16 protein-coding genes and 1 tRNA gene are annotated in these 13,513 nt (G+C 62.0%); 15 read left to right on the top strand and 2 right to left on the bottom strand.

Annotated features, from left to right (window positions below):
* Window positions 1–51: 51 nt before the first annotated feature.
* Window positions 52–792 (bottom strand): SDR family NAD(P)-dependent oxidoreductase, encoded by a 741-nt coding sequence (locus EH209_RS06180; protein ID WP_126662026.1) that lies wholly within the window; start codon window positions 790–792, stop codon window positions 52–54.
* A gap of 102 nt (window positions 793–894) precedes the next feature.
* On the opposite strand from EH209_RS06180, the gene EH209_RS06175 reads away from it, so the two are divergent.
* Window positions 895–1,359 carry a universal stress protein gene (locus EH209_RS06175; RefSeq protein WP_049914427.1) on the top strand — a complete coding sequence of 155 codons (465 nt, stop codon included), beginning with the start codon at window positions 895–897 and terminating at the stop codon, window positions 1,357–1,359.
* A gap of 128 nt (window positions 1,360–1,487) precedes the next feature.
* On the opposite strand, the gene EH209_RS06170 is transcribed toward EH209_RS06175, so the two are convergent.
* Window positions 1,488–1,952 (bottom strand): hypothetical protein, encoded by a 465-nt coding sequence (locus EH209_RS06170; protein ID WP_126662025.1) that lies wholly within the window; start codon window positions 1,950–1,952, stop codon window positions 1,488–1,490.
* A 146-nt stretch (window positions 1,953–2,098) separates the two neighbouring features.
* Between EH209_RS06170 and EH209_RS06165 the strand changes: the two genes are divergently transcribed.
* The 14 genes from EH209_RS06165 (at window position 2,099) to EH209_RS06100 (ending at window position 13,491) form a co-directional block, all read left to right on the top strand.
* Window positions 2,099–3,070, top strand: coding sequence for an ROK family protein (locus EH209_RS06165; RefSeq protein ID WP_126662024.1), 972 nt, complete (start codon window positions 2,099–2,101; stop codon window positions 3,068–3,070).
* Between the two features lie 132 nt (window positions 3,071–3,202).
* Complete coding sequence (locus tag EH209_RS06160) at window positions 3,203–4,615, top strand: LVIVD repeat-containing protein (RefSeq protein ID WP_126662023.1); 1,413 nt, start codon at window positions 3,203–3,205, stop codon at window positions 4,613–4,615.
* A gap of 93 nt (window positions 4,616–4,708) precedes the next feature.
* A complete protein-coding gene (locus EH209_RS06155) occupies window positions 4,709–5,098 on the top strand; it encodes a NifU family protein (RefSeq protein WP_126662022.1) in 390 nt (129 codons plus the stop codon).
* A gap of 554 nt (window positions 5,099–5,652) precedes the next feature.
* Complete coding sequence (gene tuf / locus EH209_RS06150) at window positions 5,653–6,915, top strand: translation elongation factor EF-1 subunit alpha (RefSeq protein WP_126662021.1); 1,263 nt, start codon at window positions 5,653–5,655, stop codon at window positions 6,913–6,915.
* The gene (rpsJ, locus tag EH209_RS06145; protein ID WP_004215311.1) at window positions 6,916–7,224 is read left to right on the top strand and encodes a 30S ribosomal protein S10; all 309 of its coding nucleotides are present in this window, start codon (window positions 6,916–6,918) and stop codon (window positions 7,222–7,224) included. It begins immediately after the preceding gene.
* A 201-nt stretch (window positions 7,225–7,425) separates the two neighbouring features.
* Entirely contained in the window at window positions 7,426–8,118 is a 693-nt protein-coding gene (locus EH209_RS06140) for a rhomboid family intramembrane serine protease (RefSeq protein WP_211338326.1), read from the top strand.
* Window positions 8,119–8,184: 66 nt separating this feature from the next.
* Entirely contained in the window at window positions 8,185–8,541 is a 357-nt protein-coding gene (locus tag EH209_RS06135) for a hypothetical protein (RefSeq protein WP_126662020.1), read from the top strand.
* An 87-nt stretch (window positions 8,542–8,628) separates the two neighbouring features.
* Window positions 8,629–8,700: transfer RNA gene (locus tag EH209_RS06130), tRNA-Ala, on the top strand.
* A gap of 168 nt (window positions 8,701–8,868) precedes the next feature.
* Window positions 8,869–9,108, top strand: coding sequence for a DUF7563 family protein (locus tag EH209_RS24565; protein WP_126662019.1), 240 nt, complete (start codon window positions 8,869–8,871; stop codon window positions 9,106–9,108).
* A gap of 122 nt (window positions 9,109–9,230) precedes the next feature.
* Complete coding sequence (locus tag EH209_RS06120; RefSeq protein WP_126662018.1) at window positions 9,231–9,695, top strand: hypothetical protein; 465 nt, start codon at window positions 9,231–9,233, stop codon at window positions 9,693–9,695.
* Entirely contained in the window at window positions 9,692–9,991 is a 300-nt protein-coding gene (locus EH209_RS06115; protein WP_126662017.1) for a hypothetical protein, read from the top strand. Before EH209_RS06120 ends, EH209_RS06115 begins: the two co-directional genes overlap by 4 nt.
* A gap of 1 nt (window position 9,992) precedes the next feature.
* Window positions 9,993–11,612 carry a DUF7845 domain-containing protein gene (locus EH209_RS06110; protein WP_126662016.1) on the top strand — a complete coding sequence of 540 codons (1,620 nt, stop codon included), beginning with the start codon at window positions 9,993–9,995 and terminating at the stop codon, window positions 11,610–11,612.
* Window positions 11,613–11,974: 362 nt separating this feature from the next.
* On the top strand, window positions 11,975–12,802 hold the full coding sequence (locus EH209_RS06105; RefSeq protein WP_126662015.1) for a DUF6602 domain-containing protein: 828 nt from the start codon (window positions 11,975–11,977) through the stop codon (window positions 12,800–12,802).
* 206 nt (window positions 12,803–13,008) lie between these two features.
* On the top strand, window positions 13,009–13,491 hold the full coding sequence (locus tag EH209_RS06100) for a hypothetical protein (protein WP_126662014.1): 483 nt from the start codon (window positions 13,009–13,011) through the stop codon (window positions 13,489–13,491).
* Window positions 13,492–13,513: the final 22 nt, after the last annotated feature.

The raw sequence follows: 13,513 nt of genomic DNA, 5'->3' as shown, positions 1-13,513 counted from the left end.
GACGCTCTTAATATGTTTTCTGAATGATGGATTGTGCTGCTAGGTAGCCCGTTATACTCGTTCGGGCAGCCAGCCGCCGTCGACTTCGATATTTTCGCCGCTGATGTACTCGCTGTCCGGGTCAAGGAAGAAGTACAGCGGCGCGATCAGGTCCTCGAAGTTCGCGGGCCGGTCCTGCGGGAGTTCGTCGGGGAACTCGTCGGAGTTCTCGACGACGTACGGCGAGATCGCGTTGACGGTGACGGGGTCGTTCTGCGTGTCCGCGGCGAGCATTCGGGTGAACATCAGAACGCCGGCCTTCGCGACGAAGTACGGGAAGTTCTTCGGGCTCACGAGGCCCTTCCCGCTCGAGGCGTAGCCGATGTTGACGATCCGGCCGTAGTCGCCCTCGCACATCGCGGGGAGCGCGCGTTTCGAACAGAGGTAGGTCCCGTTGAGGTTGGTCTCGAGGACGCGATTCCAGGTCTCGAACTCGATGTCGGCCCAGTGGGCGGGCGCGAAGTCACCGACGTTGTTGACGAGAACGTCGACGCTCCCGAGCTCCGCTTCGACGGCCGAAAAGAGGCCGTCGACGCTCTCGGGATCGGTGACGTCGCCCTGGACCGTCATGGTCTCGGGGGCGCCGCGCTCCTCGGCTTCGGCGGCCACCTCGCGGGCCGCGTCGGCGCTCATGTGGTAGTGAACGGCCGTCTTCGCGCCGCGGTCGGCCGTCGAAAGCAGGAGTTCGCGACCGACGCCGCGCGCGCTGCCCGTCACGAGTACCGTCCGGTCCGAGAGATCTGGTCCGTCCATGTCGCTCCCGTCGGCGACGGCGTGGAAAAAACGCCCGGAACGGGGCTTGCGGGGGGCCGCGGTAGAAGTGGATTTACGGTGCTCCCCGAGAGAGATAGCGGTATGACGTTAGAAACAGTGCTACTCGCCGTCGGACCGGGAGACGCCGAACGAATTGACGAACTGGCCGAAGCGGTCGTCGAAGTTGCCGAACCCGCTGACGCGACCGTCGTACTCGCCCACGTCTTCACGAAAGGCGAGTACGACGACGTCCTCTCCCGACTCGAGTTCGACCGAGAGCAGACGGAGATCGACCCCGACGACGTCGCCCGCCGCCACTCGACGGTCCTCGACCTACAGGAGACCCTCGAGGAGTACGGCGTCGACTACGAGACCCGCGGTGCGGTCGGCGAACACGGCCCGACGATCGTCGATCTCGCGACCAGCACGGACGCCGACCGCGTCGTCGTCGGGGGCCGTCGCCGGTCGCCGACCGGGAAGGCGGTGTTCGGATCGACGGCCCAGGAGGTCATGCTGTCGGCGCCGTGTCCCGTCACCTTCGTCCGGAACGACGATCACGGCAACTGAGCCATCCTCGCATCGTCCGCTTGTCGCGCTAGCGGCGGGTATCGAATCGATCGGTACTGGACTCAGTTCCGGGTCGCCAGTACCGAACCGCTGCGATCGCGCGACGGTGACGCGGACGACGGACGGACCTACCGCTCGTTGGACCGCTCTTTCCACGCTCGTTCCTGCCGTCGCTCCGCCACGTGTCGCCGGCCACCGGTCAGTTCCCGTCGGACCCGTCCCTCGAGTCTGCGCGCTTCGGCCAGCAGCGTTCGCTGGTAGTTCTCGACGACGTCGTACGACCAGCGGTCGTCGTCGACGACGCCGTGAGGTAACAGTTCGTCCCGGACATTATCGGCGAGGTCGTCGCGACCGCTCTCCCTGAGGAGCCGTTCGGCCTCCCGGAGGTGGTCCATTCCGTGGCCCGTCGCGTGGTGGAACGCGAGCAACTGGCCCTGAGCGCGCTGGAACCACTCGAGGCCGAGTTCGACCTCGTGGACTGCGCGCCGCTCGGCCTCGGCCAGATCCGGAGCGGGCTCGGACTCGCTGTCGGTCGGGTCGGGGGCGGACTCGGACTCGGTCTCGGTCTCGTTGGTTGTCTCCTCTGTGGCCATACCCCGATGTACGTCATCACATAGCATACAACTGTCCCCGGTGACCGCGATCACGGAACAGCGCGGGCGTAACGTATTGGAAACAATACTCGTCGGCGAGTATAATCTGAGTAGTTAAGTACGGGCGCGATTGTCCCTAGGATAGCATGGACTACTATGCGGGCGTCGATCTCGGCGCGACGAACGTCCGTGCCGTCGTCGCCGAGGACGACGGGACGACGATCGGTGTGAGCCGACGATCCACACCGCGTGGCCCGACGGGGATCGACGTCACGGAAGGCGTTTTGCGGACGCTTCGCGAAGCGTGTGGCGACGCCGGTATCGCACCCACGGAAATCGTCGCGGCGGGGATCGGCTCCATCGGTCCGTTCGACCTCGCGGAAGGGGCGGTCATCGATCCGGCGAACCTGCCGGACTCGATCGATCGCATCCCGCTGACGGGACCGATCTCGAAGCTGATCGACAGCAACGAGGTGTACCTCCACAACGACACCAACGCGGGCGTCATCGGCGAGCGGTTCCACGCCGATCGCAACCCCGACGACATGGTCTACATCACGATCTCCTCGGGGGTCGGCGCCGGCGTCTGCTGCGACGGCGAGATCATGAGCGGCTGGGACGGCAACGCCGGCGAGGTCGGCCACTGCGTCGTCGATCCGCAGGGTCGGCTGACCTGCGGTTGCGGCCGCGACGGCCACTGGGAGGCCTACTGCTCGGGGAACGCGATCCCCGACTTCGCTCGGCTGCTCGCCGAGGACGATCCGACGATCTCGACTACCCTTCCCCTCGAGGGTCCAGATTTCACGGCCAAGGACATCTTCGAACTGGCCGGCGAGGACGAACTGGCCGACTACACCATCGAGCAACTCGCCCACTGGAACGCGATCGGCGTGACGAACGTGATCCACTCCTTCGCCCCGATCGTCGTCTCCTTCGGCGGCGCCGTCGCCCTCCACAATGAGGAACTGGTCGTCGACCCCATCCGCGAGCGCGTCGCCGAGATGGTGATGACCAACGTTCCCGAGATCACGGTCACCAATATGGGCGACGACGTCGTCCTCGAGGGCGCCCTCGCCAGCGCGCTGACCGGCGGTACGGGCGACCGTAAGCAGCTCTGACGGTCGGTTCTCGAACCGACGGCGGCTCTGGAGCGGGCTCCGATCCGATCTCGCTTCCGACGCGTCGACGACGGTACCGACCCTTGCGTCCGCTTTCCACGTACTTTTGACGCGAGCGACGGTTGATGACGTATGCAGCGGAGAGCATTCCTCCGGGCGGGCGGGGCCGCCGGCGCCGTCCTGACCGTCCCGGGAGCGGCCGCCGGTTCGGCCGCAGCGACGTCGCGCGCCAGTCAGGAGGCCCCCGACTCGTTCGAACCGCTCGGGCAGCTCGAGCTATCCGGCGGCGACCCCGCCGAAGTGGTCGTCGACGACGACGGCGAGACGGCGTACCTCGCCACTACGTACGGGTTCGCGACCGTCGACCTCGGCGATCCGACCGCGCCGGAGCCGCTCGCCGAACGAAATCAGCTCGAGGTTGACGGCCGGGGGTTTACGCGGATTTTCGACGTCAAAGTCGACGGCGACCGACTCGCGGTCGTCGGACCGGCGGATAAGGGGTTCGGCGAGTTCAACGGGTTCGAACTCTACGACGTCAGCGACCCTGCTGACCCCGCGGTCGTCGACCGCTACGAGACCGGGTTCCACATCCACAACTGCTTTTTCGCGGACGAACTGCTGTACGTCGTTGCCAACGGTCCCGACGATACCGCGCTCGTCATCTACGACACGAGCGACGACGACACCGAGGAGGTCGGTCGCTGGTCGCTCCTCGATCACGAGCCCGAGTGGGAAGACGTCTACTGGTACGCCCACTATCTCCACGACGTCACCGTCCGCGACGACCTCGCGTTCCTCCCGTTCTGGGACGCCGGCACCTATCTGGTGGACGTCAGCGATCCGAGCGCCCCGGAGTACGTCTCGCACGTGCGCGACCCCGACGTCGGCGACGATCGCAGCTACGGGGGAAGCGAGGCAGTCTACGGCCTGCCGGGTAACGACCACTACGCGGCGGTCGGCGACGCCGGCGACCTCCTCGCGGTCGGTCGCGAGTCCTGGACGACCGACGACCCGGCGCCGCCGAACGGGCCGGGCGGGATCGACCTCTACGACGTCACCGATCCGACGGCGCCGGACCCGCTGGCGTCGATTGAGCCGCCCGAAAGCGACGACGCGTCCCGCCGAGGCGGCGAGTGGACGACCGCGCACAACTTCGAGTTGCGCGACGGCCGCCTCTACTCGGCGTGGTATCAGGGGGGCATCAAGATCCACGACGTCGGCGACCCCGCCGCTCCCGAGGAACTCGCCCACTGGCGGGCGACCGACGAGGCGGCGCTCTGGACGGCGCGCGTCGCCAACGACGGCGCGACGGTCGTCGCGAGCAGCACGTCGCGGATTCCCGCCACGGACATCGACGGCGCGCTGTACACGTTCCCGACCGGGCTCGGGAGCGACTTCGAGAGGGGCGGCGACGACACCGATGGCGGGTCGAACGGCGCCTTCAGCGATCAGATTCCCGGCTTCGGCGGACTCGGCGCCGGGGTCGGACTCGCCGGCGGCGCGGCCGCCCTCGAGTGGATCCGCCGTCGTGACGACGATCGGTGACCGAGCGCGCCGCCCCGAAACCGTCAGGAACGATCCTGATAGTAGCTAACACGCGTCAAAACCTTATTCAGCGCTCGCGTGTTAGACCGACTAATGACTGATTCCGACGCGGTATCCGACGCCGAAGCCGACGGCGAGCCGTCGCTCCGAGAGCGCGTCGAGACCTGGCTCAGCCGGGAGATGCCGATCATCCAGATGCATGGCGGAACCAGCGCCGTCCGGGAGGTCAACTCCGAGACCGGCGAGGTCATCATCGAGCTCGGCGGCGGCTGCAAGGGCTGTTCGGTCAGCGACGTCACGACGGGCAACATCGAGGCCGAACTCATCAAGTGGCCCGAAATCGACGAGGTCACCGTCCGCGTGCCCGACGCCCGCGAGCAACTCGGCGGTCCCGACCAGGCCGAATCGATCATGGGCGTCGACCGCACGGAGGGCGGCCGCGGCGACTGGGGCTCCTCGAATCCCGGTAAGGACCACCTCTAAGTCGACGCCTTCGCTCTTTGTTCCCGTTTTGCACGTAGTGTTTGATCGATCGAATCGAGGGGGCTTTCCACACAAGTACTTCTCGAGACCCCGTCGAACGGATCGGTTTGACGGCTCTTACAGCTGCGTGTGCGGCATCTACGAAGTCGCGCGTCTTGTCCCGCAGTTGTCAACACGGTGGCGAGCCTCGAGTACTGCTCCACACGCTCGAGTGGATCAGCACGGGTGATAGGACTATCCTCTGTAGTCGTCAGCCACCACTGTCCAAGCCTGTGGTTGGCTTTCCCAGAGCAGCGTCTAACGGTACGGAACGGCGGAGGGCCGTCCGGAACGATCGAACGGGGTAGTTCGACTATCGAAATCGACTGCTCGAGCGGCGTCGACCGCGCCGCCGTCTGCCGTGTGGGGGTCGCCACGCCGGACCTTTCGGTCCGTGTGAACGCTCAGCAAACCGCAAGAGGGCGTCGGGTTCGGCTGAATACGCTTTCGAAATGGTTTTAACCGCAACGAGCCAAAGAGACCGATATAAGCGCCTCTGCGCGTGAGCTACAACAATGAGCGACCAACACCAGAACCTGGCCATTATCGGCCACGTTGACCACGGGAAGAGTACGCTCGTGGGACGACTCCTCTACGAGACGGGGAGCGTACCCGAGCACGTCATCGAACAGCACCGAGAAGAGGCTGAGGAGAAGGGCAAGGGCGGCTTCGAGTTCGCCTACGTCATGGACAACCTCGCCGAAGAGCGAGAGCGCGGTGTCACCATCGACATCGCCCACCAGGAGTTCTCCACGGACGAGTACGACTTCACCATCGTCGACTGTCCGGGCCACCGTGACTTCGTGAAGAACATGATCACGGGCGCATCCCAGGCGGACAACGCCGTCCTCGTCGTCGCCGCTGACGACGGTGTCGCGCCCCAGACCCAGGAGCACGTCTTCCTGGCTCGTACCCTCGGTATCGACGAGCTCATCGTCGGCATCAACAAGATGGACATCGTCGACTACGAGGAGTCGACGTACAACGACGTTGTCGAGGAAGTGACCCAGCTGCTCAAGCAGGTCCAGTTCAACACCGACGACGCCTCGTTCATCCCGATTTCGGCGTTCGAGGGCGACAACATCGCCGAGCGCTCGGACAACACGCCGTGGTACGACGGTGAAATCCTGCTCGAGGCACTCAACGACCTGCCGGAGCCGGAGCCGCCGACGGACGCGCCGCTTCGACTCCCGATTCAGGACGTTTACACGATCTCGGGTATCGGTACCGTCCCCGTCGGACGTATCGAGACCGGTCTCCTGAACACCGGCGACAACGTCTCCTTCCAGCCCAGCGACGTGGGCGGCGAAGTGAAGACGATCGAGATGCACCACGAAGAGGTGCCCAAAGCAGAGCCCGGTGACAACGTCGGATTCAACGTCCGCGGCATCGGTAAGGACGACATCCGACGCGGTGACGTCTGTGGCCCCGCCGACGACCCGCCGAGCGTCGCCGAGACGTTCCAGGCCCAGGTCGTCGTCATGCAGCACCCGTCCGTGATCACGGCCGGCTACACGCCGGTCTTCCACGCCCACACGGCGCAGGTCGCCTGTACGATCGAGTCCATCGACAAGAAGATGGACCCCTCGAGCGGCGAGGTTGCCGAGGAGAACCCCGACTTCATCCAGTCGGGCGACGCTGCTGTGGTCACCATCCGACCGCAAAAGCCCCTCAGCATCGAGCCGTCCAGCGAGATTCCCGAACTCGGGAGCTTCGCCATCCGCGACATGGGTCAGACCATCGCGGCCGGGAAGGTCCTCGAAGTCCACGAGAAATAAATGCAGCAGGCACGCGTTCGACTCGCGGGCACGAGTCCAGACGACTTAGATGACATCTGTGACGACGTCCGCGAGATTGCGAACAACACCGGCGTCAACCTCAGTGGTCCGATCCCGCTGCCGACGAAGACCCTCGAGGTCCCGACCCGGAAGTCGCCTGACGGCGAGGGCACCGCGACGTGGGAGCACTGGGAGATGCGCGTCCACAAGCGCCTGATCGACCTGGACGCCGACGAACGCGCACTCCGTCAGCTCATGCGCATCCAGGTGCCGAACGACGTCTCGATCGAGATCGTCCTCGAAGACTGAGGCGATCGCGGTTGCGGTTGCGATTTTCACCGTTTATTATCGTTCGATAGCGACGCGGCCGTCACGAGCATTGAGAGCGGCCACGTGTCGGTACCAGTATGATTCCCGTCTCCGAATTTCCCATCGACACGCTCTGTAGGCACTCCAGTGCCGTCAGTGTCGACGCGGACACTTTTGAGGCGCGCCGTTCCACTAGTACCCATGGCAGATCGTTCGTCACGATCGGGGATCGGGATGCGGTCGGGGACCGACGCCGAGTCGTCGGTCGACGACTCGAGCAGTCCGATCGTCGATCTGCTCGCCGTCTTCGTCGTCGTCTTCCTCCTCCAGCAGGTGGCGGCGCTGCTCAGCGTCGGGCTGATGGCCGGTCTGTTCGTCCTGGCGCCGCCGCTGTCGACGAACCCGTGGACGGTCGTGACGAGCGTCTACGCCCACGGCGGCGTCGGCCATCTGGTCTCGAACAGCCTCGCGTTGATCGTCTTCGGCTGGCCGGTCGCACGCGCGACGACGCGGCTCCGATTCCACGTGTTTTTCGCGGTGACGGGCGCCGTCGCCGGCGTCGCCCAGATCCTCCTCACGAACGTCGCGGCGTTGGTGACCCCGGTTCCCGCGACGGGCGGTGTGCTCGGCGCCAGCGGCGCGGTCTTCGCCCTGCTGGGCTACCTGATCGCCTCGAACCGGCTGTCGGCCAGCCTGGCCTCGTTCGTCGAGGTCCCCGCGTGGCTATCGGCGCTGGTGTTCCTCGGGCTCGCGATCGCCGTCACGATGGCCACCGCCTCGCCGGGGGTCGCCCTGCTCGCACACTTCACCGGCCTGTTGCTCGGCCTGGCGGCCGGCCGCGCTCGAGTCCTCAACGTCGGCACCCCATCGCGGTCGGGGTCCGCGCGGCTCTAAGACGCGACGGCCGCGAGTCGACCATCGAGAGATAAGGTATTTTTCTGATCTGTTCGTACGGAACGTATGGCACCGACTCAGGTCCAGCGGGCGATCGACGTCGCCGAACGGGAGCTCAACCTCACGTGGGCAGCTATCGCCGTCGTCATCCTCCTCTTTGCAGGCCGACTACTCCTCGAGGGGACCGCCTCGCTCTCTCGGACCGCGGCCCTGCTAGCCTACGCCGGCGTCGTGACCGCGAGCGCGTTCGTCCGCGTTCGGCGATGGGCCGGGATCTGGTTTCTCTGGGCGGCCTTCGCGGGGCACTTCGCGTTGACGTTCTCGGCGGCCGGAATGGTGACCGTCGCGCTCGTCCTCCTGCTAGCCGCCGGCGTGTTGGCGGTACTGGGCATACAGGACGTTCGTGGTGTACTCGAGCGGTGATCGTGTGGTGACTCGAGCGTGCGGACGACTGGCGCTCCGTCTCCGAAACACAAGCTACAAATAGAAACCCCAGTTAGAAAGGGTCGAGGGCTCGTAGATCAGTGGCAGATCGCTTCCTTCGCAAGGAAGAGGCCCCGGGTTCAAATCCCGGCGAGTCCATCAAGATTTTGTAACGTTTCGAGTTATCCGGTTAGTCGCTGCTGTAGCGACTCACTCAGAATTATGCAGGTGCGTTTCGAGCGTAGAAACCACCCCTGAAAATCGAGTGATTGCCGGTGCGGGATTCGCGTCCGCGCCGTCCTGCGGTTTCATCGAAGGAAACCGGGGGTGGTCGGCGTGACGATCGCGCCGTGGCCGTCGGTCGACGATTCAGTCTGTCGTCACTGTGGCGCCCACGTTTCCGATCGGTTCTGCCGCGTTTTCGGTGACAACCGCAATCGAGCCCATCGCTGCGGAGAGTGTGATACCTATGCGCGACTGAGCCGCGGCTCCGCCGCTGGCGAAGACGTCGCGATCCCGGACCCGGAGACGTCGCTCGGTCGACACGGGGGTGAACCCGATGCGTAAGCCCCTGTTCATCCCGGCGAGTCGGCTGTACGATGTCGACAGTCGGACGCCCATAGCCCACCCGGCCCATCAAGCGACCGACGAGCAGGTGTGCCGCGCGCTCGAGAGCCGAGGTGAGTAGCGTGGCCGTTGCGAAAAACCGCGAACGCGGTCACGACGTCGAGTGTGCGGCCTGTGAACAGTGGCCTCTCGAGCGCGTCGACGATGACCGTGCTGAGTGGTACGACCTCGAGTTCGTTGCGGACGTCGTCGGTAACCTAGCCGGCACGATCGCGACGGTCGGCGACGTCGTCGAAGCGAAGTCCTGTTACGAGACCTACGACGGCCGTGCAGGGCGCTGGTGGATCCGTCGGGAGAACCACGAGCGTCTCGTCGACGTTGACGGCTGGTACGTTCTCGTCGTCCTCGAGCGCGAGTCGGACGAGATCCTGCGGATGGCGCTAACCCGAGCCGAGACCGTTGACCGAATTATCGACGGGAACTGGTGGGACTGCGGGAACGGCGGCCGCAGCGCCGAGCAGTACCGCCAGGTCTCGTGGTCGGCCGTCTTCGAAGACCTCCGCGCTCCTGGAGGTGAGTCGGCGTGAGTACTGATGCCGATCGCGGTGATCGCGATGGACGCGATCTTGCGGCGGAGCTGGCGAGCGCGGCCGCGGGACAGGTCGGAATCCCAGTCGATGCGATTTGCGTGGGCTGTGGGCGGACGCGCGTCAAGCGCGCCCGTCTCGAGGAGATCGATCAGCATCCGCAGGTTGATCCAACTTCCCTCGAGGCGACCGACTGCACGTCGTTCAAGCACGTCTGTTACCGCTGTGGCGGTGCGACGTGGTGGAATCCGATCGCGGTCCTGACTGGCCTCCTCGAGCGAGAACGAGGTGAGTAGGGTGTCGCAAGTCGAGACGACACCTCACGAGATCGAGGGCCGCTGGAAGTGGCCCGACTGGGGTCGCGGTCCCTACGACGCCCTCTCGTCGGTGATGCTCGGGCCGCCCTTCGAGGGCTACCTCGAGATCGATACCGAGATCGACGGGGAACCGTGGCACCTGAAGATCAGCTACAGCAAGTCCGGCTTCGCGCCGCGACTGTCGGACGGGATCAACGCGGAGCGACTGTACGAATGGGATATCGTGGGCCGTGGTCGCGGCGAACGGAAGGCGTCGTACAACATCTCCCCGCGGTTCCCAGACATGCGCCACTGGGAGAGTGGTGACCCGATACAGCTCCCGTGGGAGAATCAGGTCGGCGCCGTCGACGGTGTCGATGTCGAGTTCCACACCAGCAATATCGAACTCGAGCGCGGTCTCGAGTTGCTACCGGAGTTCTACGCGGCCGTGTTCGAGCACGCAGAGGAGCGAATCCATCCCGAGTACTTTCGGACGGACCCGCACTCGGCGAGCCGTATGTGGGCGTACGAGCGCTACGTGCGGATCCGTCGCGAGTGGGCGGAAAAGCTCTCGTCGGCCGGTGTCCTCCAGAAGGTGGCCCACTATCTCTCCGACCTCGAGGGAGTGAAAGCGGAACTCCATATCGACAACGAGGAGGTAGTCAATCACCAGAACCGGCTGTTTCTGAACCCGGCGTCGGCGAGCAAACTGTTGCCGGGCCACACCTACGGCCGGAAGTTCGAGATCTACCAGTTGGCCGATCCGGACGCGGTCTCGAAAGATCACCCGTCCTACCACCCGAAGGTGGAGGTGCTGGTGAACAAGTCGATGAACGACGGTGACGCATGGGCGTGGGCCGATCGTCACGAGGTGACCGAGCAGATCGAGGAGACGCTACTGAACGCGCTCCACTGGGAAGATATCCCGCTCGGTCCCGACGGGAGTGGCGTCTACGTCGCCGACGATCATTTCGGCGCCATTGCTCGAGACGACCTGGTCGAACTCTATGAAGATCCGACCCCGCGCCTCGAGGCGAAGAGCGACCACCTGTTGATGACGACGCTTCGGGACATGGGCGAGACCGCTCGCGATGTCACCGAGCAGGTTGCGACCGATGGCGGTGCGACGGTCGACGGCCTCGCCGACCAACTGGGCAAGCATCCCGCGACGATCTACCGGGCGATCGAAGATCTCGGCGATGTCCTCAAACTCGACCAGGGCGACGTCTCGTTTCGCGCTCGGAAGTATCGCGAGGAACTGCGGGCGCTCGTCGAGTCGGCCGAGTACGCGATCGAGAGCTACGCCGATCGGATGCAGCACCTCATGGGTCTGGCCGATCACGTCGCCGAATCGTCGCCGTTCCAGCAGTGGCTTGCCGAGAACGGCGCCGACCTCGAGTTCGACGACCAGGGCGAGCCGCGACGGATGCGAATCGATACGATCCTCTCGCGGCTGAAGGCCGATAGCTTCGAGAACGTCGGTACGATCGCCGCCGAGGCCCTCGAGAAGTGGTCGAAGTCAGGGAACGATCCGACGGTTCTCCGCAGCGCCGAGGTGACCTGGAAGACGCCCGGCGGCGGAACGGAAACCGGATTCGTCGGCGCCGTCGCCGATCGCTGAACCGGCCCGCATAGTGGCAACGCTACCCCTTCACTTCATTTAGACAACCAGAGTTTCGTTAGCAGCTGGTTTTCACAATTTCTGTTGTACTCGGCCCTTCGAGGGTGGGGTCGGCGCCGCGATCGCACCGCAACGCTACGGGGTCGTTTCGCGCTTCGCGCGAAAGCCCCCTTGGCGGGTGTCCCCAAGGGGACAGTGCCGAAAAATTACAGCGGCCTGCCCCTACCTCCGCACGTAGATCTCCAGTTGAAGCACATGAAGCAGGGGTCAACCTATCGGACGAGTCTTGGCATTTGATTCTATTAAGCAAAGGCGTATCTTCTAGTCGACACTTCCATTATTCTCCAGTTTAGAGAAAGTGTATGCCACCTGAATCAGAAGAAATCATCTCTGACTTATTAACTGGTCTTCGGCAGAAGTTACGAACCCAGTGGAGGGAATATCGATCACAATCCTATAATCAAAATACGAAAGGTGAAGCATATGAACAGGCATTAGCGAATCTCTTGACGGACTATGTTGGTGGAGCATATGATATTCGAACACGTACTGCCGTTATTGATGATAATTTAGATTGCTTCGAATTATTCACCCCCGCACAAAATGAAATTGATGTAGTTGCAACCTTTCCACAAGCGACACCACAAATTGTTTTCCAATCGCAAGGAATGACATGGGTTCCATATCATGGAGTCGCATTTATTTGCGAAGTGAAAAGTAGATTAACAACGACTGCACTAAGGAATGATTTAGAGAAAACGGGTAAGCTGCAGCAAATAGAGAGAGAAGGTAGTTTTGGTGTGACTATTGGTGGGAATATGACTGTGAACCATCAACTAAAGTGCTTAGTATATGACGATTCTTCAAATGTAAATGAGGAGACGATGGTGGAAATCCTTGAAGAAAACCTAGAGGCCTGGGACCTAGTCCTTCTTGTAGAAGAAGATATGATTATTGCTCACCCTAAGCTACCATTCACTGAAACCCTTGAGAACCCACTGTTTATGTATACTAAAAGTGAAAATAAGGGTTCTGTTCTCGCCAGGAATGGTTTATTTTGGCTTTTGACATATATCAGTGTTTCAATTCCTCACCCTCCCTCCTTGGTGACCGTGAATCCACTTCTACAAATGCTTCAGAATGAGCGGTTCATGGAATTAGAAGACCTAACAGAAGAAAATGAAGAGTAGCCTTCGATAGATTATAGTGTGTCTCTTGAGGTCTTCTCTCTGGACTTACCGTGAGCGGTGCGATTTGCCAGTTCGAATAGAACAGTCTCACTCATTCCCACAGTGACCCGGCTTAGCAGATAATCCAAAATTGAGGAAGGCTGCACTGGAAAGATAGGCGAAAAGCGATAGAAGAATATATTCAACTTTAGCTATATTCTTGTCTTATGACATCGAATCCTAGAATAACTGAAGCACTGAAATTTGATAGTGATCCGAGTACACAAGAATTCATAGATGGCTTCCTACAGGCTCTGGAGGATCAATATTCGTATGATCGATTAAAAGATCTGTCTATGGAACACCTGGAAGATGAACTAGAGTACTTCCAAAATGACCTAGATATATTCAAATGGAGGTTGATAAATAATAATCGTGTTGCGTGGAAATCAGAGATGGAGAGAATAGAAGATTTCACTGATATAACTCGAACGTATGGCATAGACAGGCCAACTGTTGATGAACTTCATCAAATAAGTTGGACAATAAATAGGATCGAACGGAATTTTGACCGTGCATGGCGGCATTCTACTGATGGGAAATTGAAAAAATTGGTGTCAAATATAAAGTATTTCTTTATCGGATCACCCCAATTTGGAGGTGTAGGAATTGACTTCTCAAGGAAATTAACAGATGATGGGTCGAACTGATGTGTAGTTGATATAAACAGTC

The sequence above is a fragment of the Haloterrigena salifodinae genome (assembly GCF_003977755.1).
GTDB lineage: Archaea > Halobacteriota > Halobacteria > Halobacteriales > Natrialbaceae > Haloterrigena > Haloterrigena salifodinae.
The sequence above is the reverse complement of the archived record's forward strand: the minus strand, read 5'-3'. Positions and strand labels throughout refer to the sequence as shown.